This is a genomic window from Agathobaculum ammoniilyticum, assembly GCF_025567315.1.
GTDB classification, from domain to species: Bacteria; Bacillota; Clostridia; order Oscillospirales; family Butyricicoccaceae; genus Agathobaculum; species Agathobaculum ammoniilyticum.
This window is the reverse complement of record NZ_JAOQJE010000021.1, coordinates 1-26,539: the sequence shown is the minus strand read 5'-3', so window position 1 is coordinate 26,539 and position 26,539 is coordinate 1. Positions and strand designations below refer to the sequence as shown.

27 protein-coding genes and 3 pseudogenes are annotated in these 26,539 nt (G+C 52.9%); all 30 read right to left on the bottom strand.

The features are described 5' to 3' along the window. Window positions 1-119: 119 nt before the first annotated feature. The gene (locus OCV66_RS14690) at window positions 120-1,910 is read right to left on the bottom strand and encodes a reverse transcriptase domain-containing protein (protein ID WP_147574585.1); all 1,791 of its coding nucleotides are present in this window, start codon (window positions 1,908-1,910) and stop codon (window positions 120-122) included. 494 nt (window positions 1,911-2,404) lie between these two features. After that, the gene (locus OCV66_RS14685) at window positions 2,405-4,528 is read right to left on the bottom strand and encodes a VirB4-like conjugal transfer ATPase, CD1110 family (protein WP_456237158.1); all 2,124 of its coding nucleotides are present in this window, start codon (window positions 4,526-4,528) and stop codon (window positions 2,405-2,407) included. Further along, on the bottom strand, window positions 4,482-4,877 hold the full coding sequence (locus OCV66_RS14680) for a PrgI family protein (RefSeq protein WP_054328113.1): 396 nt from the start codon (window positions 4,875-4,877) through the stop codon (window positions 4,482-4,484). The genes OCV66_RS14685 and OCV66_RS14680 overlap by 47 nt, the downstream gene beginning before the upstream one ends. Further along, window positions 4,865-5,464 carry an MT-A70 family methyltransferase gene (locus OCV66_RS14675; RefSeq protein WP_054328112.1) on the bottom strand — a complete coding sequence of 200 codons (600 nt, stop codon included), beginning with the start codon at window positions 5,462-5,464 and terminating at the stop codon, window positions 4,865-4,867. The genes OCV66_RS14680 and OCV66_RS14675 overlap by 13 nt, the downstream gene beginning before the upstream one ends. Continuing rightward, window positions 5,461-6,249, bottom strand: a complete 789-nt coding sequence (locus OCV66_RS14670) for a DNA-methyltransferase (protein WP_147574586.1) — start codon at window positions 6,247-6,249, stop codon at window positions 5,461-5,463. Before OCV66_RS14670 ends, OCV66_RS14675 begins: the two co-directional genes overlap by 4 nt. Beyond that, entirely contained in the window at window positions 6,239-6,787 is a 549-nt protein-coding gene (locus OCV66_RS14665) for a septation protein SpoVG family protein (RefSeq protein WP_147574583.1), read from the bottom strand. Before OCV66_RS14665 ends, OCV66_RS14670 begins: the two co-directional genes overlap by 11 nt. A 53-nt stretch (window positions 6,788-6,840) precedes the next feature. Further along, window positions 6,841-7,707 (bottom strand): annotated as a pseudogene (locus OCV66_RS14660) (VirB6/TrbL-like conjugal transfer protein, CD1112 family). 9 nt (window positions 7,708-7,716) lie between these two features. Next, window positions 7,717-7,806 (bottom strand): annotated as a pseudogene (locus tag OCV66_RS15700) (Maff2 family mobile element protein); the annotation flags it as partial. 89 nt (window positions 7,807-7,895) lie between these two features. Next, complete coding sequence (locus tag OCV66_RS14650; RefSeq protein ID WP_147574581.1) at window positions 7,896-9,515, bottom strand: recombinase family protein; 1,620 nt, start codon at window positions 9,513-9,515, stop codon at window positions 7,896-7,898. A gap of 111 nt (window positions 9,516-9,626) precedes the next feature. Next, window positions 9,627-9,815, bottom strand: a complete 189-nt coding sequence (locus OCV66_RS14645) for a transposon-encoded TnpW family protein (protein WP_005541340.1) — start codon at window positions 9,813-9,815, stop codon at window positions 9,627-9,629. Between the two features lie 14 nt (window positions 9,816-9,829). Next, on the bottom strand, window positions 9,830-10,672 hold the full coding sequence (locus tag OCV66_RS14640) for an ATP-binding protein (protein ID WP_147574580.1): 843 nt from the start codon (window positions 10,670-10,672) through the stop codon (window positions 9,830-9,832). Then, window positions 10,669-11,427 (bottom strand): phage replisome organizer N-terminal domain-containing protein, encoded by a 759-nt coding sequence (locus OCV66_RS14635; RefSeq protein WP_147574579.1) that lies wholly within the window; start codon window positions 11,425-11,427, stop codon window positions 10,669-10,671. The genes OCV66_RS14640 and OCV66_RS14635 overlap by 4 nt, the downstream gene beginning before the upstream one ends. A 112-nt stretch (window positions 11,428-11,539) precedes the next feature. Next, entirely contained in the window at window positions 11,540-11,926 is a 387-nt protein-coding gene (locus tag OCV66_RS14630) for a cysteine-rich VLP domain-containing protein (protein ID WP_071431006.1), read from the bottom strand. Beyond that, window positions 11,916-13,541 carry a relaxase/mobilization nuclease domain-containing protein gene (locus OCV66_RS14625; protein ID WP_147574578.1) on the bottom strand — a complete coding sequence of 542 codons (1,626 nt, stop codon included), beginning with the start codon at window positions 13,539-13,541 and terminating at the stop codon, window positions 11,916-11,918. The genes OCV66_RS14630 and OCV66_RS14625 overlap by 11 nt, the downstream gene beginning before the upstream one ends. Then, the gene (locus tag OCV66_RS14620) at window positions 13,513-13,911 is read right to left on the bottom strand and encodes a plasmid mobilization protein (RefSeq protein ID WP_147574577.1); all 399 of its coding nucleotides are present in this window, start codon (window positions 13,909-13,911) and stop codon (window positions 13,513-13,515) included. Before OCV66_RS14620 ends, OCV66_RS14625 begins: the two co-directional genes overlap by 29 nt. Window positions 13,912-14,492: 581 nt before the next feature. Then, window positions 14,493-14,705 carry a helix-turn-helix domain-containing protein gene (locus OCV66_RS14615; protein ID WP_002586615.1) on the bottom strand — a complete coding sequence of 71 codons (213 nt, stop codon included), beginning with the start codon at window positions 14,703-14,705 and terminating at the stop codon, window positions 14,493-14,495. Continuing rightward, a complete protein-coding gene (locus tag OCV66_RS14610; RefSeq protein WP_002586616.1) occupies window positions 14,698-15,120 on the bottom strand; it encodes a sigma-70 RNA polymerase sigma factor region 4 domain-containing protein in 423 nt (140 codons plus the stop codon). The genes OCV66_RS14615 and OCV66_RS14610 overlap by 8 nt, the downstream gene beginning before the upstream one ends. A 171-nt stretch (window positions 15,121-15,291) precedes the next feature. Then, window positions 15,292-16,059, bottom strand: a complete 768-nt coding sequence (locus OCV66_RS14605) for a class I SAM-dependent methyltransferase (RefSeq protein ID WP_002586626.1) — start codon at window positions 16,057-16,059, stop codon at window positions 15,292-15,294. A 50-nt stretch (window positions 16,060-16,109) separates the two neighbouring features. Continuing rightward, a complete protein-coding gene (gene tet(W) / locus OCV66_RS14600; RefSeq protein ID WP_002586627.1) occupies window positions 16,110-18,029 on the bottom strand; it encodes a tetracycline resistance ribosomal protection protein Tet(W) in 1,920 nt (639 codons plus the stop codon). Between the two features lie 652 nt (window positions 18,030-18,681). Next, a pseudogene (locus OCV66_RS14595) lies at window positions 18,682-18,810 on the bottom strand (Maff2 family mobile element protein); the annotation flags it as partial. A 98-nt stretch (window positions 18,811-18,908) separates the two neighbouring features. Continuing rightward, entirely contained in the window at window positions 18,909-20,747 is a 1,839-nt protein-coding gene (locus tag OCV66_RS14590; RefSeq protein WP_054328103.1) for a VirD4-like conjugal transfer protein, CD1115 family, read from the bottom strand. Then, entirely contained in the window at window positions 20,734-21,129 is a 396-nt protein-coding gene (locus tag OCV66_RS14585; RefSeq protein ID WP_005933643.1) for a PcfB family protein, read from the bottom strand. Before OCV66_RS14585 ends, OCV66_RS14590 begins: the two co-directional genes overlap by 14 nt. 127 nt (window positions 21,130-21,256) lie before the next feature. Next, a complete protein-coding gene (locus OCV66_RS14580; protein ID WP_054328102.1) occupies window positions 21,257-21,970 on the bottom strand; it encodes an antirestriction protein ArdA in 714 nt (237 codons plus the stop codon). Beyond that, window positions 21,970-22,311, bottom strand: coding sequence for a DUF7768 domain-containing protein (locus tag OCV66_RS14575; protein WP_015560029.1), 342 nt, complete (start codon window positions 22,309-22,311; stop codon window positions 21,970-21,972). The genes OCV66_RS14580 and OCV66_RS14575 overlap by 1 nt, the downstream gene beginning before the upstream one ends. A 285-nt stretch (window positions 22,312-22,596) precedes the next feature. Next, a complete protein-coding gene (locus OCV66_RS14570; RefSeq protein WP_147574575.1) occupies window positions 22,597-24,015 on the bottom strand; it encodes a ParB/RepB/Spo0J family partition protein in 1,419 nt (472 codons plus the stop codon). Window positions 24,016-24,301: 286 nt separating this feature from the next. Continuing rightward, the gene (locus OCV66_RS14565) at window positions 24,302-24,616 is read right to left on the bottom strand and encodes an IS66 family transposase (protein ID WP_256435225.1); all 315 of its coding nucleotides are present in this window, start codon (window positions 24,614-24,616) and stop codon (window positions 24,302-24,304) included. Between the two features lie 100 nt (window positions 24,617-24,716). Next, a complete protein-coding gene (locus tag OCV66_RS14560) occupies window positions 24,717-25,208 on the bottom strand; it encodes an IS66 family transposase (protein ID WP_256435224.1) in 492 nt (163 codons plus the stop codon). Window positions 25,209-25,224: 16 nt separating this feature from the next. Further along, on the bottom strand, window positions 25,225-25,365 hold the full coding sequence (locus tag OCV66_RS14555; RefSeq protein ID WP_243182477.1) for a hypothetical protein: 141 nt from the start codon (window positions 25,363-25,365) through the stop codon (window positions 25,225-25,227). Further along, window positions 25,362-25,850 carry an IS66 family transposase gene (locus OCV66_RS14550; RefSeq protein WP_262564786.1) on the bottom strand — a complete coding sequence of 163 codons (489 nt, stop codon included), beginning with the start codon at window positions 25,848-25,850 and terminating at the stop codon, window positions 25,362-25,364. Before OCV66_RS14550 ends, OCV66_RS14555 begins: the two co-directional genes overlap by 4 nt. 238 nt (window positions 25,851-26,088) lie before the next feature. After that, on the bottom strand, window positions 26,089-26,539 hold a 451-nt coding region (locus OCV66_RS14545), incomplete at its 5' end, for a PepSY domain-containing protein (RefSeq protein ID WP_147574574.1).

Sequence of the window (26,539 nt, the reverse complement as noted above, 5' to 3'; positions counted from 1 at the left end):
TCGTAGGGTAGGGTAAAGGCGCCTTGCCGCCGTTGGCGGTAGGTTTCCTACACCCTCCCTCGGAACCGGACTTACTCCTCTCGAAGTATCCGGCTCCCCATTAGTAATTAACGTATTGATTAGTGTCTGTGTATTCTTTCATGGCACTTGCTACAAACAACAAGCGTTTTCCGCCGCTTCTTTTTCATCACGGTTTCCCAATCAGAATTACCCAATTCGTTTAAGTTCCGTATAACGTGAACCTCATACAAATCGGCTTCTTTACACCCACATAGTTCACAAACTCTGGCATTGAGCCGTTGTCTAATAGTGGTTTTCCAGCTGAATTTCTTTCTCTGATAAATGATGTCACTCGCTTCGCCACGCTTACAATCTGCGATTTTAACAGGGCGAACACGTTTTGTTCCTGCTTTAGTTTCATAAGGGACAGACCATGTTTTCCCGTCTTTATACTGGCGAATGATTTTGCGGATACTGGTTTTGTGCTTATTAGCAATCGTCTTTAAGCAACTGTACTCCATAAGATAGCAGAAGTAGTCCAGCGTGTGATAATCACAAGCCAGATTGTAATAGTTGCATAATCCTCTTGCTTCGGCATTGTACTGTTCCACAATCTCATAATCCGCAAGGTTGAGAAGTCCGGCTCGGTGTATCGGCTGAAACTCCCCGTTTTCCTTTTGGCGAATGACTTTCTTTGCAAACATGAATTTCTCAATCTTTTCCGTATGGGGAACAGACAGGGCAACTTTCATGTGCAGGGTACGGGATTTTCTCCACGTTCCGTTTTTCATTCTGTGACCTTTGACTTCCTGATTTCTGCGGACGCAAATATCATAGCCAATGAAACGGACTTTTTCGGAGCTGTGCGTTATCAGCGTCTTTTCCTCGCTTAGAGTTAATTTCAGCTCTGTGCTTAGAAATTCAGCGATTTCGGCTTTCAAGTCCTCACATTCCGCTTTTGTGCCGCACACACCTGCCAGCCAATCGTCCGCATAACGGACAAAAGTGAACTTCTTGTTGTCGGCAGGTTTGCAGGGCAGATTTCTCATAGCTTTCTTCTGTGCCCTATGCTGGTCAATCAGTTCTTGTCTTGCCGCTTCATCAGCGGTATGGTCAATCCAATAAGACAGTCTTTTTAATTCTTTGCTTGCCGCATGGTATTCCGGTGTCTGATATGCAGACCTCGGCTTATCAAAGCGTTCTGCGATTTCCCGAAACTTCTTGTCCAGCTCATTCAGATAGATATTTGCAAGTATTGGAGAACAGATACCACCCTGCGGGGAACCGCTGTAAGTGGCGTTGTATTTCCAATTCTCGATATACCCAGCTTTCAAAAACTGGCGAATGATGTTCAGAAAACGACTGTCCTTGATTTTCCTGCTCAAAATCTCAATCAATTTTTCGTGATTGATGTTATCAAAACAACCTTGTATGTCGCCCTCGATAAACCAGACCACGCCTGTGAAGTCAGAAGAAATCTGACGGAGTGCGGTATGACAGCTTTTACCCGGTCTGAAACCGTGGGAGTGGCTGTCAAAGACAGGTTCATAGATAGCTTCTAAAATCATTCTGACAACTTCTTGCAGGAGCTTGTCACGGAAAGACGGGATACCCAACGGACGGAGCTTTCCGTTTTTCTTTGGAATATACTCACGCCTTACAGGATTGGCTTTGTAGGTTCCGTCCTTTAGTGACTGGATTAACTCATTTACATAGAAGTCACTGAAACCGTCTGCGGTATCGTTGTCGATACCCTGTGTTGTTGCACCTTTGTTTGCATAAAGTTTCTGATAGGCGGCGTAGTAAATATCTTCACGAAGTAAGTATCTGTAAAGTCTTGTGAATACGCCGTCTTTGTGTTCGCTGGAACACTTTTCAATACGCTCTAAAATTTCAGATGTTGGTTTCATTGAGGTTTCTCCTCCCTTTCATTCTTACATTTTAGATGTTACTAACTGGCTCCCTTCGCCATGTAAGGGTCATTATCCCTCTCGGACTACTATGGAGCCTCCGTTACCATATCCGGCAAATGAGCCAGACTTAGGCAATCCCCAGTTAGCACTGTGCATAGGTTAGTGAAGATTGTCGGATATGCTTTCGGTTCGTTGTGACGTGTTCTCACGCCTGTTTCATAACGTGTTGGCAGTTGTCCCGCCGTGAAAGATGACGTGACAGCGTTATGACATGGGTTTCAGGACTTTTCCCACACCTGCAAAAAACAGGAACTGGAACCTTACATTCGATAAATCCAATCTTATCCTCATATCTTCTTAACATTAGGAAACAGTCGCACCTAAGTCCTTTGGTGACTATTCCTTTTTTCTGCCATGCGCTGTTCCCGTAAAGGATTTCTCCTTAGTCGGTAAGGCAGATTGTTTCGCACACTGCCGTGTGCGGCAGTACCTTAGACTGCTTTGCACAGCGCCCTATCTGGGCGCACTTTCACATTCTGCGTGAGGGCGCTGGAAACGCAGCCTTTCTTTCTCAGCATTTTCCACACCGCCACAAAATAGCTGGCGGTCAGCGGATCACGGAGCAGGACATGGAACTCATCGAAATAGCACCATGTCGCCACGCCCTCCCGGAAGTTGGTATCTACCGCCTGGGACACAAATTCATTTGTGATGTGCATGGCGATCTTGCGGAGGTTTTCTCCCATGTTTTTCAGCACGATACACACCACCCGGCTGTCGGTTTTCACATTCGTGGGATGGTTAAACAGGTTGAGGGAGCCGGTGCAGTAGAGCTCAAGGGCAGTTGCCACACGCCGGGCCTCGGGCTCCGGCTGTTTTAAGAGCTCCTCGTACAAGTCCTGCAAAAGTGGGGTTTTTCCTGTATCAAGCCCAAGGGCTTGTTCCCGGTACACCAGCCGCACACAGCGGTCAACAACTGTTTTTTCGATGGGCTGTAAGCCTTCCTTTCCGCCTACCACCAGCTCGCACAGGGAAAGCAGGAAATCCGCCTTCATGGAAAGAGGGCTCTCCCCGGCGGCCATGTTGAGCTCCACATCCATCGGGTTTAGGTGGTGGGGGCTGTCCGGGGCAATCTCGATCACCTGTCCGCCCAGCCTGCGAACCAGCGGGGCATATTCACCCATCGGATCAACAATGATAATCCGATCCTGGGGGATGGTCAGAAAGACATTGAGCAGTTCCCGCTTTGCCGCAAAGGATTTTCCCGAGCCCGTAGAGCCGAGGTACATTCCGTTGGCCGACTTCAGCTTTTTGCGGTCAGCCATGATGACATTGTGGGAAAGGGCGTTCATGCCATAGTAGAGGGCCTGTCCGCCCATCCGCAGCTCCCTTGTCATAAAGGGGATAAAAATTGCCGTGGAGCTGGTTGTCATACCACGCTGGATCTCCACTTCGTTGTAGCCAAGGGCCAGCGAGGACACAAAGCCCTGCTCCTGTTGCCAGTCCAGCCGCTTGAGGGCGCAGTTGTATTTCTGTGCGATGCCGCCCACGGTAAACACATCATTTTCCAGCCGCTGGCGGGTAGGGGCCATATTGACTACCGTAAAAGTCAAAAGGAACATCCTCTCGTTGCGGGACTGGAGGTCGGCAAGGAGCTCCGCCGCATCCTTGGAAAAGGTAATGAGGTCGGGCGGGAGAATGTCGGGATCGTACCCGGCCCGGACAGCCTTCCGCTGTTCCTCCACCTTCATTTTCCCGATGTCGGAGATTTTTCCCTTGATGGTTTTGATGGCCTTTAGCTGATCCACCGTCTGGATATGGAGGGTTACGGTCATTTCCGCATCCAGCTCCAGAATTTCCGCCAGCAGTTTATCCGAGAGCTCAGACGCCAAAATCTGCAAGTAGGAAACAGCGCCCCAATACTGGCCCACCCGGAACAGGCGGGAGTGCCGGAAGTCAAAGCTGTCCGGGGCGATATAGTCCTTGGTTCCGAGCCCCGTCTGAGGGATGTCCTTCCATGAAAAGCGGAACGGTTCCCGGTTGCCCGGATGCATCTGGCTGTGAAGCAGGGCCAGCCTTGCCCGCCCGTCCATCGGTTCACAGGGAACGCCCAGCCGCTTAAAGTTACCCATCACATCAGCCTCCACACGCTCCAGACGGGGCCGGGCCTCCACGATCCCTCCGGCTGGGATGCCGAAAGTAATGTACTTGGAGCGTTCAATCCCGTTGTTAGACCGGGCGATCTGGTTTTTCAGCATCCCGGTAAATTCCTCCCGGACGCTGTTAAAATCATCATCCGCCTGGGGAATGTTTACCTTATAGCGGCTCCGGGAATGGGAGCGGCGGTTGATAAAGGAAAGCTGGAACGGCAGGGAGCTGTCAAAGTAGTTGAGGAATGAGCTCCAGCCGCCAAAGATCGCAGTCTGATCCTCGGTGGATGCCACGGAATAATTGATGTCCTCATATTCCACGGTCTTTGTGTAGAGCCCGCCGGGGAGCTTGCATACCCCGTCCGGGTGCATCGCCACATAGGGGATCGTCTGCTGGGCGGACAGGGCCGCCCGGGTTTTAGCCTTTGCGGTTTTTCTTCCGCTGGTTGGATTTGCCTTTCGCAATCGCATCCTCCTTTCTCACAGCGCCCCGCCCGGCAAAGGGGGCGTAAATGTTTTGTGTCTGATAGGGCCTCACTCCGGGCCGCAGAAACCGGGCCCGTAGGATGTTTTTCAGCACCTTTTCCGCCGGGAGCCCGTCTTTTTCATACATGGCCAGAAGAAACGCCGGGAGCATCACGGCCAGCATAAGGAACATGGCCCCGATATTACCGATAGAGCCCCGGGCCAGCAGATAGGACGGGATGCCCACTGCCGCCGCACAGCCAAAACAGATGAGCTGGCGCTTGGTAAGGTTAAAGGCCATCTTGGTTTTGATTTTGGATAAATCGTTGGGGACATTTACATAGGGCATGGATCACCCTCCTTTCCGGCCCCGGCATCTTTGGGACACTTTGTCCCGAAGTCGGGGATGGTGCTTTTTACTTCATTTCCCCACACATCCCAGCCGGGCGGGGACTGTCTGGCAAAAAGCTCCACCCGGGGCAAGTCGCCCATAAGGGCCACAATCTTTTCCCGGGCCTCGTCCGGCTTTTTGCTGTGGGCTTCAATCGGGGAAATGATAAACTGATGGATATTTGCCGCCTGCCGTTTGGGATAGCCCTTGGTAGCCAGCAGGCAGATTTCCGCATTTCCCCTCGTCCAGAAGCCAAGACCATAAAACCAACTGTCTGCCTTTTTATTCTTTTTGAGCCACACAAAGGCCACCGACTTATAGCGGAAGCCCCACGCCTCTATGAGCCGCAGGGCCGCCGGGAGCTGGGGGAAAGTCGCCCACAAAAAAAGTGCGCTGTCCGGGGCGGCCAGATCAGCCACCGGGAACGCACAAAGCTCGTCAATCCCCATTGTGGGGTAATGGTTTTCTGCCGCCCCCTGTACCTTACTGCGCTGGTACTGCCAAGGGGGATCAGCGTAAATGATAGAATAGTTTCCGATAGTCATACTCCTTTCTGCCCGGCTTTGACCGCCTCATCAGCCAGCCGGATGCGCTCACTGGCGGCGGCATAAAAGGCCGGGGCGGTTTCAAAGCATACAAAGTGGCGGCCCGTATTGAGGGCGGCAACGGCGGTTGTGCCGCTTCCGGCGCAGATGTCTGCCACCACCTCCCCGGGCTGGGTGTAGGTCTTAATGAGATACTCGCACAACTCCACGGGTTTCTGCGTGGGGTGGACGGTGCGCTGTACGGAAGAAAAGGACAACAGGTTTCCGGGAAAGCGCAGGCCGTCCTCTGATCCGCTGCTGGAACGCAGGAATTTTCCATAGTTGGGGCTGTTGTCCCCTGTCCGGGAAATTTTCTTATAGGGCTTGCCCTGTTCAAACTGCGGATCGTAATAGGGCAATTTTTGATAGAACACCAAAATGTTTTCCGTCCGCTTTAGGGGAGCCAGCCTTGCGTTGAGAAAGCCGGTACACCGGCTTTTGTACCACACCCATTCATAACGGAGCATAGAGAGGTTGGATGCCCCCAGCACCTTATCATAAGGGCATTGTGCGAAAAACAGCACTGCGCCCTCGGGCTTCACCGCCCACTTGACCGCCTCCCACAGTTCCGGGAGCGGCACATCCCAAAAGTTCCGGGTAGTGCCATAGGGCGGATCGGTAAGGAGCATATCAACCGAGTGCTTCGGCAAAGAGCGCAGCCCTTCAATCCCGTCCATCAAAAACAGCCCCTCCGGGCAGGCTGGAGACTTCGGGACAATTTGTCTCGAGGTCACATCACCTGTCATCCCGGGCCTCCTTCTTTTTTGCCGGGGCGGTTCGGGCGGCATTTTCCTTCCCGGCCTCCCTTGCGGCCTGTGCCATCTGCTCCTTGATCGGGGTAGGGCGGACTGCCTCGGCCCGGGCGATGAGCTTTTCCACCGCTGAATGGTACGCCTGGGCTCCCGCCGCATTGAGCCGCTCCTGGGTGGCCCGGTCATTGATCCGCACCGTGGAACAGTAGCCCGTCCTGCTGGTGGGATCGGGTTTGCTGGGAGCCCCAAGGAAAATCCCGTTCTTACCATCCACCACCTTGAAATCGTCAATCACTACACCGCCATAGTTGACGCTGGCAAAGCCGATGAGCTTGCCCTGGGGCTCAATCGGGCGAACCGTGACTTCGATGGGGACAGCGGCCTCCTGCAAAACGGCGTCCGTCCGCAGTTTGACCGCCTCATCCAAGGTCACGCCCTTTACCTCCGCCAGCTCCGCAATCGGCGCATCCAACAGCCAGCGCCGCTCCTCGGCGGCGATCTGTTCCGGGGTTAATATGACATCCTTACTCAAAATTGTTTCCTCCTTTTCCGGCCTCGGGACACTTTGTCCCGAAGTCCGTCCGTTTAATGCGCCCCGAAGATGCGCTGGGCGATGCCGCCTGTCTTAAACAGCATGAAACACAAAAGAACCGTATAGCCCACGGTTCCCCATATTGCTCCAATCGGATCGCCGCCTGTGGCGATGCCTTGAATAAGCACCGCATAGATCGCAACACAGACCAGTATGAGCATCCCTTGAAAGCCCACGGCGAACAGGGATTTTAGGTAGTTCTGCCCTGTGCCGCCCAGCTCCCGGTTGGAAAGCGTGGCAACGGGCAGGGGTGCTAAACTGGTCATTAAATATATTTCAATCATTCTTCCGTACACCAGAACGAAAATGATGATCCCCATGATCTGCATGGTCAGCCCGATTACAGAGGACTGGAGCCACAGGCCAAGGAGCGGCCCCAAGTCCATGCCCTCCAGCGTGGTTTCCAGCTCCGCCAGCATATCCGGTGTAATGTCGGTGGAGCCCTGAATAAGCCCCGCCGCATCCGCAATCACGCTCTGCGACACATCGAACACCGCCATGACAATATCAAAGGTGTTGGAAAGAATGAGGATGGCACAAGCGGTTTTGAATACCCATTTGTAGATATTCGCCACATCAAACTCGTGCATATTGTTCTTTTCCAAAAGCATCTGTATCAGCTCGTAGGTGGCAACAAAGGTCAGCACCAATCCGGCAATCGGCAGGATCACAGTTTCGGAAAGCTGGCGGATGAGGGAGAAAACCCCGGCGTTCTATGCCGCCGGGGTAGTCCCTACCTGTACCGCAATCTCTCCGACTTTGGCATTGACGGTATCAAAGAGCCCTTCGAGGTTCCCCATGATGCCGCTGATCAACAGCTCTTTCAGCCAGTTCGTGAGCCAGTCGGTGAGAAAATCCATAAGCCCTCCTTAGAACAAGCCAGACAACAGGGGGATCAGCGTGGTTCCCAGAAGGATGATGCCGCCGCCAGCCATAAGCTGCTTCATGCCCTGGCTCTTTATTGATGTGCGATAAAGAAGCAATAGAAGTGTAAAAAATTTTGCCGTTCCTATCCGGCACTTGGCCATTGTGTCGGATAGGTCGGGCGTTAGGCTTCGGGCAAATCAATCTTGCCGACAAAGCTGTAATAAATCTCAATGTCCTGCCTGCGGGTGCCGTTCTCGTCATAGCTGCACTCATGCACGACGATTTTCTCAATCATTTCCCGCAAGAGGGTGGGGGTAAGTTCCTCAAAGGCAAGGTGCTTTCGGACGATACCCATAAACTTTTCCGCGTTGACGGTGGCGGCCTGCGACTTGTCCAGTTCGGCCTGCAAAGCGGCGGCGCGGTCTTTCAGTTCCCGCTGTTCCTGCTCATAGTCTGCCGACAGTTCCATGAAACGCTCGTCGCTGATTTTGCCGTTCACATTGTCCTCATACAGCCGCTTGATAATGCGGCTCACTTCGGCAATGCGTTCCTGCGCCTGTTCAAGCTGCTTGGTGGCTGCGGCGGTCTTTCTCTTGCCGCCGATCTCGTTCTGCTGGATAAGCAACTTCACAAAGCGGCTCTCATGCTTGGCGGCATACTCGGTCATTTGCCGGAGATTGGAGAGGACACCGGCGGTCAACAGGTCGGTGCGGATAAAGTGCGCCGTACAGTCGCGGGTGCGCTTCTTGTAGCTGCCGCAGATGTAACAGTCCTGCTTGCGGTTCTTGTTCTGATACCGCTGCTGGTACATCACATGGCCGCAGTCGGCGCAGAACAGCATACCGGAGAACAGCCCCACTTCATCATAGCGGTTCGGACGTTTGCGCTGCTTGCGTAACTCCTGCACGCGCTCCCATGTTTCCCGGTCTATGATAGGCTCATGGTGGTTCTCAAAAATGGCCTGCTTCTCCACGGGGTTCTCTACACTGTGCTTGACCTTGTAAGAGGGCTTCTCCGTCTTGAAGTTTACCAGACAGCCGGTGTACTCCCGGTTTTCGAGGATATGAACGACGGTGTTCGTCGCCCATTTGCACTCATAGCCGGGGTGGTAGCGGCGGGTGCTGCCCGTCCTGCGGTATTCCAGCGTCCCCGGCGTGGGGATTTGCTGCTCCGTAAGCATACGGGCAATCTTGGTCGGGCCATTCCCGGCAAGGCAAAGCTGGTATATCTGCTGGACAACCGGCGCGGTTTCCTCGTCAACGATATAGTTCTCGTCCTCGTCCATGAGATAGCCATATACCGGCTTGCTGGTAACGGGCTTGCCGCTCATGCCTTTTGCTCGTTTTACTGCCTTGATTTTCTTGCTCGTATCTCTCACCAGCCATTCGTTGAACAGATTTCGCAGAGGGGTAAAATCGTTGTCCATGCCGCCGTTTGCGCTGTCCACATTGTCGTTGACAGCGATAAAACGCACTCCCTTTTGGGGGAACAGCATTTCCGTGTAAAATCCCACCTGCAAGTAGTTTCGCCCTAACCGGCTCATGTCCTTGACGATGACCGTACCCACTTTCCCGGCTTCAATGTCTGCAAGCATGGCTTGAAAACCGGGGCGCTGGAAGTTCGCGCCGGAAAAGCCGTCGTCGGTGTACCAGCGCAGATTGGTAAAGCCGTTCTGCTTGGCGTAGGTTTCCAAAATCCTTTTCTGGTTCGATATGGAATTGCTTTCGCCTTGCAACTCGTCCTCATGGGACAATCTCGGATAAAGGGCGGTAATGAGGTTTTGGGTGGCTTGTCTTAACATAAAATCCTCCGTTTCCGACAGCCAGCCCCACTATTCCGTAGCTTTATTGTACCACGGAATAGCGGGGGCTGTATAGCGGCAAAAGTGTAAAATCTACTTCTTTATGGTTTGTCAAATTGCCGGTTTTTGTGTAGCAGCGGCTTCCGCTTCCAGTACCCGCGCCATTTTGTCGGCGGCGGTGGTCGTGGTATCTTTCTTGAAATAGCCGGACACGACAAGGACGGAATTGCCCATGCGGATTTCCGTCACGCAGTCGGGGCGGCGTGTGGTGCGGGTGTCGTGCTGCTTGTTATCTGTCATAGGCAATACTCCTTTCAGTCGGTAATCAGTTTCTTCATGCTCTCCATTTTCCGCTGCGCGGCTTCCTGCCGGAAGTTGTCGCCGGTAAAGCGTACCGGAACGCACATGGAAAGCAGGCGGTCATAAATCCGGGAATGGGCGGTGTCCTCCGGGTTGTGCAGGTCGTCCAGCGTGAGGTTGGTCGTGACGATCAGCGGCTTGCCGCTGCGGTAACGGCTGTCAATCACATTGAAAACCTGTTCCAGCCCGTACTCGGTGCCGCGCTCCATGCCGAAGTCGTCAAGGATAAGCAGCGGATAGCGGCAAAGGCGGGAAATGTACTCGTTGCGGTTCTCAAAGCTGGCGGCAAGGTCGTTGAGGATAAGGGCAAAGTTCGTCATGTGGACGGGGATTTCTTTCTCCATGAGGGCGTTTGCGATACAGCCCGCAAGGTAACTTTTCCCGGTTCCCACGCCGCCCCAGAACAGGCAGCCGATATTGTCGGCTCGCATATCCTCCCAATGCTCCACATACCGGCGGGCAATCCCGGCCTGCGGGTTCCTGCCGTTGTCGTTCTCAAAAGTCCAGTCCCGCATGGTGGGGTCGGTAAAGCCCCGGCGTTTCAGTTCCTCCACGGTGTCAAGGTGCCTGCGCCGCTTCTCGGCGGCCTCCCGTTCCTCGCGGGCGGCTCTCTGGCAGTCGCACTCTGCCGGGTGACGGTCACGGCCAAAGATAGCGGCCTTATCCGGCGCAAAATAGGCTTCTTTCGGCTTACGGCACTTGCCGCAGTACAGTAAACCGTCCTCGCCGGTGTAGTCCTCCGGCTCCGGGGTAACAGTCGTCATATTCTCCAAAACAGCGTTGATTTCGTTCTTCATAAACTCTCGCCCTCCTTGCATGAGTAGTCTGGTATGCCCTTTTTCGGGGCTTTCTTGGCTGCGTCCTCCTGCGCCCATTTGTAGATTGTGGCGGCATGGCTCTTGTATCGCTTGCCGCTGGACGCGATATGGCAGGATAACCGGTCAATGTAGTAGTTCCATTTGTCGGGCAGGTCTGCTTTCAGCCCGTCCAGTTCTGATTGCGAAAGCAAGACATTTTCATACCGGCCATAGGTGGCGCGGGCGGGCTGTCCCGTATCTAACTCTCGCTCTCTCTCTTTTTCTATCTCTATCTCTTTCTCTATCTCTATCTCTGGTGGACAAATGTCCGCTTGATATGGTGGACATTTGTCCGCCCCGGCCTTTGGCAAGGCTTTTTGCTCCTGCAAAGCCAGCCTTGCCCGCCGTTTTCGCTCCCCCTCGGTAGAGGATTGGCCGATCAGCAGTTCAATGTTGCTCATATACAGCGCGCCGCTTGGCAGCGGCTCCACAAGCCCCAGCTTCATAAAAATCTGCAAGGCTCGCTCTACGGTGCCGACTTGCTGGCGGGTAATGGTGGCAATCATCTGCGCGGTGTAGGGGATATTTTCATCAAGCTGCAACTTCCCGCCGTTTTTCAGCGATTTCAAGTACAATTTCAAGAGAATGTTGGAATAGAGAATGCCGTCCTGCATACTTTCCAGCAGCACGATAGCGTCCTCGTCAAAGTAATTCTCTTTCAGCTTGAGGTAGTAGTATTTTCGGTTGTCTGACATGGTTCCTCCTTTGGGTGGATTTGGGGCGTTTGTACGCATTTAGAACGCCGTTTCCGGGGGAAAAGGATAAATGTATCGCGTACCCTTTGACACCCACGAAAAAAGCCTTGATTTATGCGGGTTTGAAAGGCTCTAAAGCGTGACATCTCTGCCTTTGTTTCCGCTTCCTCTCGGCGGCTTTGATTTTCTTCATGCGTCCGGCGCAGTCGGGGCAGTATTTTCCCCGGTTGGATTTGGGGACAAAGGCCGCGCCGCAGACCGCACACCGTTTCCGGCTCCCCCGGTACAAAAGGGCTGCGGCCAGCTCCCCGTCAAGGGGCAGGACAGCCACACGGAACCAGCGGCACATGAGAGAAAGGGAAATGCTCTGGACGCACACGCAAGGCTCCCCGTCATCTAACAGCAGGCAGTTCCCCCCGTCATAGTTACAGCACTCATGTACCAGCCGCCGCGCCCGCCGGTGCTGGCGGTAGTCCATTCTCGGTAACTTATCGCTCATGGCTCTGCTCCTTTCTACGGTGGGGTTCCTCCCGGCGCAAAATCTGGTCGATGTTCCGCTTGACGGTCTGCAATTCCTTGAACCGCTGTTTCTGTTCGTGATAGGTGTTATACAGGCCGTCTTTCTCGGAGATAAGCTGCTCGATCTCGGCCTGCAACGCTTTCCGGGCGGGCAGCTTGGTAATGCCATGCGCCTTGAAATACCGGGCGGCGGCTTCGGCTATGATAAAATCGCTCTCGTTTGCCTGCCGGTAGGCGGCGCGGGCTTTCTCGGATTTCTGCGCTTTCAGCCCGTCGCGGGCGGGCTTGGTCTTGGCATAGGCAAGTACCTGTCGCTGCAACTCCTTTTTCCCTTGTAGCTTTGTTTCCAGCGCTTTCAGTTCGCCGCTGGTTTGGCGCATTTCCTGATAGGCGGTATCAACGGCGGCTTCTAACTGCTCCGGGGAAGTAAAGCCGTATTCCTGATACACATTCAGCGTCGCGGCCATTTGTTTGAGGTTGTGCATGGTCGCCCAGCGTTCATAGCCCCGGCCTTTGCCCTCGGCCAGTTTCTGCTCAATGTCAACAAGCCGCTGCACACCGTCCTGTTTCGGGGCGGTTTGTGGGGCTTTTGTGGGCTGTATGCCGTTTTTCCCATGCCGGGGGTATTCGGGTATGGCTGCGGCCTTTTCTGTGGCTCTGGCGGCGTTCTGCTCCAAAACGGCAAGGACAGCGGCGCGGTCAAAATCGTCGCCCAGCTTCCGGGCGGTAATGGGCTTTGTCCTGTCCGGCGTGAGGTAGGACAGCCGCCCCCGGCTCTCCTTGACGGTCACGCCCTCCCGCAGCAGCAGAGAGGAAAAGTCCTCGAATGAGGTCGCCGCAGACAGCGCGGCGCGTATGGTCTGCCGCAGCTTCTCCTTGTTCGTTTCAAACTTGGTCTGCCGGGGCGTGATACCGCCTGCAATCATGGGGGCGTTCTGCTTGTCCAGCGCGGCCTGTCCCTTTTTCTGTGCCCAATACTCCCGGTCGGTGACGCGGTTCTTGCTGCCGTTCAAGAGGTCGATTTGGTAAAGCCCCTCCCGGTGGCACATCTCCATGACTTCGGACTTGAAGTAGCGCAAGGCCGCGTCGGTACAGCGGTGCTTGCAACCGGCTTTTGTGTCGGCTGGCCTGTCCATGTAGGGCAGGAACGGCACTTCCTCAATCCGCAGGCTGTTAATGACGATATGCACATGAATGTTGCCGCTGTGGTTATGCCCGTCCGGGTGGGTGCATACAAGGGCTTGGTGGCCGGGGAAATGCTCGGCGCAAAACTTCTCGCCCAATGCCTGCGCCCGGTCTACGGTCAAGCCATTGTCCGGGCCGTCCCGTGGGTCAAAGCTGATGATATAGTGGTGGCTTTTCACATCTTCCCGCCGCTGGTTCTTCCCATAGCGGAGATTTGCCCGCATACAGGCAACGGCAAAATCCTCCCCGCCGCAGTTCAGCGTGGACAGCCGGTAGTCCTCGCGGGGGATAAGCCTGCCGGTTTCATCAAGGACGGGCTTCATGGTAAACTCATCATGCTCAAAAAGCAGGTATTGCTCGGCGGCTCCGTAGTCGGCATTTTTAGAGTTGATATGCTTGAGTGTTGCCAACCGCGTCACCTACTTTCTGTAAGACTTCATACTTGAGGGCGGCAAGGTCGGCTATGGCGGCGCGTACCTCGCCGGACAGCGCATTGTAAGGTGCGCCGTACTCGTTCAGATACCGGGCAATCTGATTGAGGTTGCCGCCGATCCTGCCGTACTCGGCGGCCAGCTTCCCGACAGCGGAAAGCAGTTCATCATTGACCGCCGACACATGGATTACGGGGCGTATGGTCGCCCGCCGTATCGCCTGCCGGAGAAATTCCGACTGGCTGATACCATAGGGCGCAAGCCGCGCTGTGAAGTCGGCGTATTCATCTTCGGACAGCCGGGTTTTCACAACGCGGCTTCGGTGGGGTGTGTTGTATCGCTTCGGCATGGGCTGTAAACCTCCTTTCACTTATCACAAAAAATGCTCTTATCTGTTAGCCATTTCCGGGGCGAAAGAGAGAAAAAACTTTTCGCCGGATGGAAATCTTTTTGCGGCGCAAGCCGCAAAGCAGGGTTTGGGGAAGGCACTCCCCAACAAGTTTCCCGCGAGGGGCAAAACCGCAGAATTGCGGATTTTGGCACCGTGGTAGAAACTTGCTCTCCGTGACTGCAAACTTTCTCTCACTTCCGTCCGCCACTTTTTTGGAAAACTGCAACCACAAAAGTTTGTTTCTCTTTTTCTGCTACTACTAATCCTGTAAAGGGCATTCCTGCCCGCTTTCGCTAAAATGACACCGGACGCAGTGGTTTCTACCCGGTGTTGGAGAAATCCTTTCTCTTTGCCCTCTACTACGGGTAAATGCTCCAAATGCCAAACACCAGGGCAGAAAAATTCCCTCCTCGCTTACTACTACAACCGGCAGGGGGCAAAATGGCCGGGAGCGGAGCCGGACAACAAAAAAAGCAGTAAATCTTTTTCAAGACTTACTGCTTTCGCTGGCCGCGTCGGTGGCGGCTGGTATTCAGTTTTTATGACTTGTCCGGTGGTTCGTCAAGCCGGAACTTGAATTGACAGTCAATTAACCGCTGCTTTACATAGTCCTCCACCTCGGCGTTGACCTGCCCGTTCACTTTTGAGAAATAGCGGATATATCCGGCGTAGTGGAGCAGGACAGCGTTCACGGCTTCTGGGTCGCCCTCACGGGCTTTGAGGATTGTTTCATAGGGGAGAAGTCTACTCATACCGGCTCACCCCCATTTCTTCGCGTAGCCGCTGCAAGGCAAGCTGGATATGCCGCCCCGCTGTGCTGCGTGACCGGCCAATACACGCGCCGATCACGCGCTGCGGCTGGCGCAGAAAGTAATAGCGCAGGATTTCTTCCCGCGTCTGCTCCGGCAAAACAGAGATCGCGTCGGCAAGGGCGGCGTTGCAGAGCAGGACGGTCTGACCGCAGACGGTAAATGGGTATTCCTCGTCCGGCTCCGACGCGGCAAACTGGACAAACTTCTCGTTCATCAGATAGTCAAGGGAAACTTGCCGTTCCCATTGCCGTTTAAGCTTCAAAATCTTGTCCAAGGCGGCACAGCGGATAACAGTCTTGCAAAAGGCGTTGTACCTGCGCTGGATATATTCTTGATAGGCTATCTGGTCGGTCATGGAAATTCCCCTTTCTGAATAATAGTGCGGGGCGGTGGCACTTCTTGCTGTCGCCCCTTGATTGCCTACCAGCAAAGGCGGGCGGGGCTGTCAACGGCTGCGCATATGCGCCGTTCATCTTGACCGTTGACTGGCTCGGCTGGGTTTGCTATTTACCCGACAAACTTGAATTTATTTTAAGCTATCACGTTTTACCTTCTTAAGCCTTACTATCATTACCATAGGAATTTCTTTGTTGGTTTTAAAACATTCTTCATAAAATCCATCAATGACAAATCCAGCTCTAAAACAAAGGTTAAAAATATCTTGTATGGAACGATGATAATAAATCTGCTCTTTCGGTTGCCCTTCAATCGCTATATCATAGTAACTGTGCGGTGTCATATATTTTTCAGTCAACGTGACAAAACAAGGGTGTTGCGTTGCAAAGACAAAAATTCCGCTTTCCTGCAACAGTTCATAAACAGCCATAAGAAGTGGTTCAATATCCGTAATATCCATAATTGCCATATTAGAAACTGCTTTCGTAAAGGCTCGATTTCTTTTTAATTCTAATATACTTTTTCTATCGGTCGCATCCGCCACACAAAATTCAATTTGTTTTGCATATTGTGATTGCCGTCTTTTAGCCAATTCTATCATTTTTTTGCTGTAATCAAAAGCGACAACCGAAGCGCCTCTTTGTGCAAGATACGAAGAATAATTTCCATTGCCACACGCAATATCCAAAATGTAATCCGCAGGATTAGGAGATAGAAGTTCCGTTACTTTGGGACGCACTACCTCTCTGTGAAATTCATTAGATTCGTCACCCATTGCATTATCCCAAAATTGTGCGTTCTCCTCCCAGATTTTTTTACTTTCCTCTGTTCCCATGTTCTCTCCCACTCCCCAAATTTGCTTTTTTGCTTCCATTAAATCTTCCTTACTATATTCCATTGTTACCCTCCATAACTTCTGATTGTTGCCGTCTTGACGATTATGTATCTTTACATTACCTTCTGAAACATATGGCGCACCTTGTCCAGGCGGCTGTTTGGACGGCGGGGCTGGATGACCGGCTGACCGACAGCGGCCTGATATCCTTTCAGCTCTGTAAGGCATACGCTCCGCCCGTTGGTGTAAAAGGCCAGATCAGTACGGTATGCCTGTATACAGCGGGCGGGAATCTCGCCAGTAAAGACAACTTCATCCTTTTTTACCTGGGCCGTTTCGATGGTGGCACAGTATTTCGGTGCATCATGATAAGCCCTGGAAAGGTATTCCTGGGGCGCATAGAGGATGAAGGAGAGATAAGGTTCCAGCAGCTGCGTCCCCGATTCCTTCAATGCCTGTTCCAATACAATCGGGGCCAATGAGCGGAAGTCCGCCGGCGTGCTGACCGGACTGTAATAAAGCCCGTATTCAAAGCAAATCTTACAGTCCGTTACGTTCCAGCCGAACAAGCCCTGCTCCAGCCCGTAACGGATACCATCCCTGACAGCGTTTTGAAAACTCTGGTTCAAGTATCCCAGCGAAACCCGGCTCTCGTATTGTACACCGGAGCCAAGCGAGAGTGGTGTAACAGACAGTCCTATGGATGCCCAAAACGGGTTGGGCGGCACCTCGATATGGATGGTGTGGCTGGCTGCTTTGAGCGGCCGCTCCATATAAATGACGGAGGGTTCCTTTACCACTGTTTCAAGCTTGTATTTTTCCGACAGCAAAGCGGAAACAACCTCCAACTGCACCCGGCCCAAAAAAGAAAGAATGATCTCATGGGTGATGGAATCCACTTCGCAACGCAAAAGCGGGTCAGTATCCGCAAGTTGCGTAAGAGCGTCCAGCAGCCGTTCTCTTTGCGCTGCCGTTTTCGGCGCAATCGTCGTCCGCAGCATGGGGAGGGGGTCCTCGCGCCACCTTTTACGAGGGAGCCGGGTTTGGTCCCCTAATACATCGTTTAACCTCACGCTGTCGCTGGGAAGGATAACAATTTCACCCTGATAAGCGGTGTCTGTCCGAACAATTTCCCCTTTGGATGGAATACGCATCTCTGTGATTTTCAGCTTTTCTCTCCCGGCCAGGGCCACCGTATCCCGCAGGCGCAGCGTTCCGCTGTATAACCGTAGATAGACACGCCGCTGGCCGCAATCGGTGTACTCAACCTTGAAAACGCTGCCGCATAGGGCGGCGCCCCCCTGTTCCCCAATCGGTTGGAACAGCCCTGTCACCGCATCCATCAACGGTTGAATGCCAAGGCCATTTTTGGCGCTGCCATGATAGACTGGGAACAGGGAGGCGTCTTGAACCCGCTGCTGTTCCTCCCGCGCAAGTTTTTCCCGGCTGATTGGTTCTCCTGCGATATACTTTTCCAATAATTCATCGTTATTTTCGATGACCGCATCCCATGCTTCTATGTCGGTATTTTCCTCCAGGACTATTTCCGGGGACAGCGACACCGTCTGCTTGATGATAATATCGGCGGAGAGCTTATCCCGAACAGACTGAACCACGCTCTGCAAATCAACGCCAGCCTGGTCGATCTTGTTGATAAAGATAACGGTGGGAATGTTCATTTTCCGCAGGGCATGGAACAGAATACGGGTCTGGGCCTGCACGCCATCTTTAGCGGAGATCACCAAGATGGCCCCATCTAAAACAGCCAAAGAGCGGTACACCTCCGCCAAAAAATCCATGTGGCCGGGCGTATCCACAATGTTAACTTTACATCTGTGCCACTGGAAGGAAGTGACTGCCGCTTGAATGGTAATCCCACGCTGCCGCTCCAAAAACATGGTGTCCGTCCTCGTTGTCCCTTTTTCGACGCTCCCCGGTTCTGAAATGGCTCCGCTGGCATATAGCAGGCTCTCCGTCAAGGTCGTCTTTCCAGCGTCTACATGGGCAAGAATTCCAATATTGATTATTTTCATGTGATTGTCCTCCCTTTACAGCCCCAAAGGGCATAAAAATCCCCAGCAGTAAAATACTTTTACCACTGGGGATTATAAGTTGCGGACATACACATATACAGCATACACCTGTTTGTGATTGCTGTTTTTGGGGATATGTCAAAATTGATAAGGCAAAAGTATTCTTAAATTGGGTACAAAAAACTAAGCCCCTACAAAAGGAGCTATCATAATCCTTTGTTCCCACTATTTGATTATAGTTTTATTTAAGAATACCTTGCCGCATATTTTTTACTCCTTTTCTGGATTAAATCATTGTATCACATCAGTTTTAGGAAAGCAAGTACCTAAAAGAAATTTTTCTTCCCCTTATATGTAACAATCATACCGGCTTCCTAGCGTTCAGAATGTTTTCTGCTGTCTGCTGTGGTGTTTGGTTGGAATTGTCCAACCAAAAGCCGATCCGTGGTGTTGTCTGCATTTTACTAAATACAAATTCAATGTATACAGAAAGATATAAGGAGTGGGAGGGATTCCGCCGTAGTTGGCATTGTAGGAAAATCCAAAAGTTTAGATTTTCCCACAATGCTTATCTTTTGGTCTTTGGTTCGGAATAGTGTAGTGCTGGCGGTCTATCTCTTGTTTTCGGTTGCTTGCTTCCTTACCGTACATGAGCATTGGAACCTGGGTTGTCCGATCCATAGCCCTCCAGCAGATTGACCACACCCCACACGCCAAGACCAGCGCCGAGGGCTACAACAAGGGTCTGCAAAGTATCAATAGCGGAAGTGAAAAACTGCATAGAGCCTCCTTTTCTCCGGGGTATTCCCGGCCATGAAAAAAGCCGCCATTTCTGGCGGCGGGTTACATACTTCGGGACACTTTGTCCCAAAGCCCTGTTTATGCAAAGGCGTCCGGATCGTCGATGTCATCATAATTGAGGATGTCCTCGTCCTCGCTTGTGAGCCCATCGTCCGGCACAGCCACGGCATACACCTCACACAGCTCGTCCGGCCCGGGCCGCCTGCGGCGGTTAATGAGCCGGTCAAGGTCAAAGGCGTTTTTCTTTTTGTCGGCTTCAGCCGTATATCGGTAGTTCGGGTGCTTTTTCAAATCGTATTTTGGGGAATAGAACGGGGGCAGGCCCCGAAGCTGTAAAATGCACTTATCCCCGGGCATGGTCGCCAGTTCGCTGGGTGTCATCAGCTCCCGGCCCAGCCGCTGGTTATTTTGACTGTAGCTTTCCGACTGGCCACGGGAGCGGCTGTCCGTCTGCATGGAGATGGTAGCCTTACCCAGCCAATTCTCGGATATTTCCTTGATGGTGCTGGCCTCCCGGCCTCCGAGGAATATCACGCTGTCCATATTTCCCAAAATGGTTTCGGCGTGTCTATCGTAAATCGCCTTACACTGGGCCAACTGCTGATAGAACAGCGTCAGGCTGATCTCACGGGAGCGGATGACGGCCACGATTTTTTCAAGCTGGGGAACCTGCCCTGTGTTGGCGGCCTCGTCCCACAGCACCCGTACATGGTGGGGCAGGCGGCCTCCGTGAACATTGTCGGCCCTCTCGCACAGCAGATTGAACATCTGCGAAAAGGCCAGAGCCACAAGGAAATTATAGGTTTGCGTAGTGTCCGAGATGATAAAGAACACCGCCGTTTTCCGATCCCCGATGCGATCAAGCTCCAGCTCGTCATAGGCCATGACCTCCCGAAGCTGGGGGATGTCAAAGGGAGCCAGCCTTGCACCGCAGGAAATAAGGATGGATTTTGCTGTTTTGCCGCTGGCCAGCTTGTACTTTTTGTACTGCTTGACCGCAAAGCAATCCGGCTTTCTCTTTTCCAGCCCGGAAAACATATAGTCCACGGCGTTCATAAGATCCTCGTCATCCTCCTTGACCTCCATCCCGGAAATCATGTCAACCAATGTGTTCATGTTCCGATCCTCAGCGGGGCCCTCAAAAATGATATAGGCGATGAGGGCGCAGTAAAGCAGGGTTTCCGATTTTGTCCAGAATGGATCGCCTTCCTTGCCTTCGCCTTTTGTGTTGGAAATAAGAGCGTCCACAAATTTAAGGATGTCGGCCTCGTTGCGGATGTACGCCAGCGGGTTATAGTGCATGGACTTGGAAAAGTCGATGCTGTTAAAAACCTTGATCTTGTACCCCTTTTTCTTTTGGAGAAAGCGTCCCACCTGGGACAGCACCCCACCCTTGGGATCAACCACCACGAAAGAGGAATGAGCCTGCAAAAGCTGGGGCGTGAGCCAAAACCTTGTTTTACCCGAACCAGATGAGCCGATGACACAGCAGTTTAGGTTTCGGGCATTGGCCGGGATTTTGGGCCGGGTGTTCATGGTTAAAAACTCCGTCCCGGTCAGAATGACATTGTTTTCAAACTTCGGATCGACAAAAGGGCGTATATCTTTTTCAGATCCCCAACGGGCTGAACCGTATTCCTCATCCCGCCGGAATTTCTTTGCGTTCCTGCTTTTCACATAGATCAGCAGGCGGAAGCCCACAGCCCCCACAATGCCAACGAGCCAGTCAAAGGGAGCAAGCCCCGGGGAAAAGTCGGCAAAGGCCGGGCCAATGGTCTGGCCCAGCCCCATGAGCTTATGAGCAAAATCCGCACCCGCCGCCAGACGGTAGGCCGTCCCCAGCTTGAGAAAGGCCCACAGGACAAACAGATACGGGATGTTGGGAATAAGGTATTTTTTGATGCTATCGTTCTTCACGAACCACCTCCTTTGTCCGTTCCTGTGTTTTGGGCGGTTCCTTTACAAGCTGTTCCGCCGCTTTTTTGAGTTGTTCCCGGATGGGGATGCGGCTGGATTTTGACTGTTCCAGAAGCCTGCGGGAGTACCGCTCAAAACAGGCGGTAATTGCATCCGCCTGTCCCGCCTTGAAAAACAACAGGTATTTGTCCGGCCCGGTTTTGTAAAAGGCATAGTCCACATTAAAACGGCGGGCCATACGGTCAAAGAGCTTCGGGGCCTCCACCTCGATGCTGTTCACATTTTCGCCGTGGGCCATGAGCTTTTTCACGCTCTGCCTGCCGTGGGGCCTTTGGGCTTTCTTATGCCGTTTGGCGATCTGGCGGCCCGCCGCCCGGAGCACATAGGCCAGCCCCCGGGCTGTCAGCTTGCTGGCCCTGACAGAAATCGCTATGGAGCTCCGGGAAATTTCTTCATCAATCAGTTACACCGCCTCCTTTCGCCTTGGGACAAATTGTCTCGAAGTCCCGTTACCGTTCCTCATGGTGCTTTTCTGCCAGCCGCCGGAACCCCTCCTTTGAGGAACCGTCAATAATTTCTTGATAAGCGGCCATCTGCTCCCGGATCGAAAGCTGGGGGTAAGCAAAAACCCTGTGTTCGGCGGGGATGTCCTGGGGGCCGTGGTAGACCTCCCGGAAATTATCACTTATCTTTGTTACATAGCCGCCTGGCGCAAAGTGGCCATTTTCATTGATAGAAACATCCCGCCCGTATGCTTCAAAGTCAAAGTAGGGTTTGATATGATCCGGCACAACAAGCGTTTCCATGTCATCCACATACAGGCGGCCCAGCGCTTCCTCGTCATCCACGCCGGGGTGCAGGTCATAACAATCTAAATTCTGCGTGAGGTTGATCAAGTCCTGCACCGAGCCACAATGCTGGCCGCTGTCCATAACCGCCTCCAGCGTGTCCCGTTCTGATGGGGAGAGCTCCTTCAGCAGATGGGCCAGATGGTTGAGCTCGTCAATGTTTTCATACTCGCCCAGATAGTCATAAAGGCCAAGAATGTCGCTGTCAAAGGAGATAATAAAATATTCCTGGCAGCGTACCCCGTCCACGCCGATCCTCTTTAAGAGGGACTGCACCTCCTCCGTGTTGGTGGGGAAATGCAGCGTTTCCCCCACCAGATGCCCCGCACTGTAAAGGGCAGGATTTGAAATGAAAGCCTCAAAAACAGACTCCATCAGCGTTTACCCTGTCCCTTGACAGTCAGGATGCCCTCAAGAGTGGTGGCGGTAATTCCTAGCCGCTGGGCCACGGCAATATCATTTTTCATGGCCTCGGTCATGGTGTGGCCGCAGACCACCAGCACATGGGAGCGGCGGAGCAAGTCACGGCCCATGTCGATGCCGCTTTTATGCTCCTCGGGTACTGCGTCATTGAGAAACAGGGGCAGATAAAGGGGCGGGCAGATCGGGGAAAAGCCTGCCTCATAAACCGCCCGGCAGTAGCGGGCGGCCTGTTCTGCGTTTTCACTGTCGCCGCCAAGCCATGCGGCGGTAATGTATGCAAGGGGACGCTTCATAGTCAATACCTCCGATATTTTAATAAGAAAGTTCAGCCCAATCCCCCCGCCCTTTCCCAATCATGGGAAAGGGGACGGCTCTGGAGGATATACCCCCGCCGCTTGCCGGGGAAATAGCACAGCCGGGGCAGACCGTCAAGGGCAGGCCGCCGTAAAACGGCGGTGCAATGCACCCTTGACAGCCCGCTCCCGGCTGTACGAAAAAACAGGCGGCGACGGGGGATATATACCACCAGAGCCATGATGCGGAGGGCAGGGCCCTCGGGACAAAATGTCTCGAAGTGGTTACTTGTCCTGCTCCATCTTTTTCGGAGCCTTCGCCAGTTCGGGCGGCTGTTTCTCTTTCCACTCATCCAGCAAATTCATGATCTGCTCCTTCATTTTGGCGGGAGTGGCCTCCTTGCCAAAATACTTTTCCAGTTCAGCGGTAGAAATAATCACGCCTCGATCCTCCTTTTTCTTTTCTGATAAGATGCCATCAATGACATCACCGTTGAGTTTTCCATCCTTGTCCAGCTCCCGGAGCTTTTTCGCCTGGGCCAGAGAGGGGGACGCCTGTTCTCCGTCAATGGAAACAGCGATCAGCCGCTGGTTTTTGGGGCGGATATAGGAAATCTCCACAGCGGGCATAAAGCCCATTTTTTTATCGTCCACCTTGTCCAGCAGTTCCGGCACAAGAGAGTTCAGCCGCAGATAACGCATGACTTTTTTGTAGTTCATGTCATGCGCCTCGCCCACGATCTCAACGGAGCGTTTTCCAATATCGCCCTCGGCCACATTTTTCAGCCGCCCGCCCTGGTGCTTGATGTCCTCCACTTCCAGCTCCAACAGGGCGGCCAGTTCGCTGGGGAGCGTCTGATCCCTCTGCTTGTTGCTGTCCTTCATGGCCTGTACCGCCTCGTGGTCAGTCATTTCCCGGACGATAAAGGGCATTTCCTCCAGCCCGGCCAGTTCACAACCATGATGGCGGCGATGGCCCGCCACAATTTCATAACCGTTGCCATCCTTTTCCAGGCGGGCAAGACCGGGAACCATTACGCCGTTTGCCTTGATGGACGCTACCGTTTCCTGCATTTTGGCATCGTCCCGCACCTTAAACGGGTGGGGGCGAAATGTGTGGAACGGATGCATTTCGGAAAGTTTCAGATAGACCAGCTTTCCTTCCTCCATAGGACGGGGCGGAGCCTGTTCCGGGGCCGGAGCCGCCTTTTCGGTTTCCGGGGCAGCTTTAACCTCCGCAGCCTTTTTCCCACTTCGGAACAATTTGTCTCGCTTAGTCGGCGTGGCCTCGCCGGAGGCCGCCTTATCCGCCTTGGGTGGGCGGCCCTTGCGGGGCTTCGCCGCCTCCTTGCCAGCGGGCTTCGCTTTTTCCTCTTTTGGAGGACGGCCCCGGCGGGCCTTTTTCGGTTCGCCATCCCCAGCGGCGGGAGGTTCCTCCTGCGTTTTCTCCTCCGGCTCTTTTGCCGCCTCCTCTTTTTCTACCTCGGCCCGGGCTGTCTGCCGCTTTTCATTCATCAGCTCATTGATTTTGTCAAAGGACACCACCACATCACCGGGCTCGGGCTTGGCAGGCCCCTCCTGCTGGGGTGTGGGAGCGGCAGTCTGTTCGGGAGCCGGAGCCTGGGGCCCGTCAACCGTAACAGGAGCGGGAGCCTCCGGGAGCTTCTCCTCACCGGGGCCTGTGTTCAATTTTTCATCTGCCATTCACCATCCTCCTTTTCGTGAAAGTTGCACAATTTTTCGGGTTAAATTTCTGTAATTATTTTTCCGCCTCCTTCCGGTCTATCCACGCAAAAAAGCCGCCCGATTTGAACGCCGGACGGCTTTTTGTGTAATGTGATAGATCAAATATTATTTTTTGTGGTTCGTAGGCTCCGAAAAGCCTTGTATTTACAGTGTTCCTAATAGGAAACAATCATATGACACGTGTAGACATAAAAAAGGGGCCTGCTTAGCAAGCAGACCCGTTTTCCAAAACCAGATATTCAATTTATATGGACCGGCAATGATCCGGAGTATGGTCCGGCAGCAAAGCCGCCGCCCATTCCTCCTTTCCGGATGCCAGTATCGGAGCATTCGTCAGCACCCATGTCAAATAACGGTAGAGATCAAGATTGTTGGCTTTAGCAGTTTCAATTATGCTGTAGATCACTGCGCTGCCTTGCGCGCCATGGGGCGTGTTTGCAAACAGAAAATTCTTCCTTCCAATCACAAATGGCTTTATGCTACGTTCCGCCAAGTTGTTGCTTAACTCCAGACGCCCATCTTCCAAAACACGAATCAGATACGGCCATCGCTCTTCCAGATAGTGCAGCGCCTTGCCCCGTATAGACTTAGGGGGTGGCCTTATTCGCAGAAGCCCATGACAACAAAGCGTCCATCACCGGTTTGGATCGTTCCAGACGCTACGTATATCGTTCTTCCGGCGGCAAGCCCTGTAATTCTTTCTCTATTGAGAATAGTTTGCTGCAATACGCCTGCCCTTGCAATGCGGCAGTGTTTGTCTGGTTCTGCTTCGGCAGGGACTTCACCGCTTCATCAAACTTGCGGCGCAGGTGTGCCCAGCATCCCACAACGCGGACATTATCCGGCAGGCTGTGGTAGCCCGGATATCCGTCTGCATGCAGCCAACCGGAAAAGCCATTCAGAAAGTTCGCTGCATTGCTGGCTTTACGATCTGGACGGTATTCGTAGAGCACCATAGGCTGCTCAGCGCAGCTGCCCGTCCGGTAGAGCCACATATAGCGCTTGGGCTGGGCCGTCTTCCTAGGTTCCTTCAGCACCTGGAGCGTGGTTTCATCCACATGCAGCACTTTCTCCTGTACAAGCCTGTGGTGCATTTCATTGTAGATCGGAATCAGCCAATCGTCCGCTGCGCGGAGTATCCAGTTGGACATCGTTTGCCGTGAGAACTTAATGCCGGAACGGTTCAGTTCCTGTTCCTGCCGGTACAGCGGGGGACGCCATTACAAACTTTTGCACCATGATATGGTCAATCGCTTCCGGCGAGGCAAAGCTGCCCGGGATCACAGCCGGCATCTTCTCAGCTTTCATGCTCGGCGTTTCCGTTGTCTCAACTTTGCATCTCTGGCATGCGTATGTATAATATACACCCTCGCGGATCGTAGCAGTGGCGGGGTGCAGGATGAGCGGCGCGTAACTTCCTTACCGGTCCGCTCCATAATCGTGCCGCAGACATCACAGACTCGATCTTCTTTCGGAATACCATGCTCTACCACTTCAACCTTGATGTTCTCGGGCAAGATACTATCCAGATTATTGGAGCGCTTCTTCCGTGCATGCTCTGCTACAGTAGTGCTTTCAGACAGATCTTTCTCTTCAGGCTTCCATGCTTCTGCCGCGTTAAAGATGAAGCTGATTTGCCCGATGAGTTCCTCTATGGCACGCTCAGAAGAGCTTCCAAAGGTCTTATGCTTCAAAGGACGCACCTGCCCCATGATGAAATCCAGTCTCCTGCGCAGCTCTGCATTTTCGGCAACTACTGCATCATATTCCGCACGGGAAATGGTAGGTTTCACTTCTGCTTCCGTGGTTCTTGTGTCTATAATCACATCATTTTCTATTACATATCTATACTATTAAAATCACATTAAATATATCCATTTTTATGGGTCGTATTTCGTGATATGGAAAGAATGAAAGAGCATTTCCATGATAAAAGAAAAATTTGTCGAATAGATAGGAAGCTTGTCCTCTGCAAGCGCCTGCGTAAACAAAAGACAGGGAAAGCCGTCTATCGGCCTCCCTGCCCTTCCCTTAGTCGTAAATAGATTCTACACTCCAACTCACAAAAGCACCAGTATTTGCATCGATCTCAAACTCATACTCCATAGTGTTATAATAGATATCACCTTCGTATACCCAACGGCCATCATCAAAGTCCAGCTTGAATTTATAAATGTTAGCGGACGACGCCCCCGGCACCTTTGCCAGCGCCAGTTCTTTAGCGCGCGCTTCACTCACTGTCACACCCACGGACGCGCTGCCCTGATTGCCGGCTGGACGGTAATTCTCTGCGTCAAAATCATAGCTGCGTACCGCTCCGGTAGAAGCGTCAATCTCGTAGTCGTATTCCATGTATCCCGTCCCGTTTGCTGCGATGAATTCCACTTCATATACCGGGCGGCCATGCTCATAGTCAAACGTACCCTTTACAAAGGTAACTTGCGCCGCAGTCTTTCCCGCGTGCTTCAAAGCTGCCTGCTTT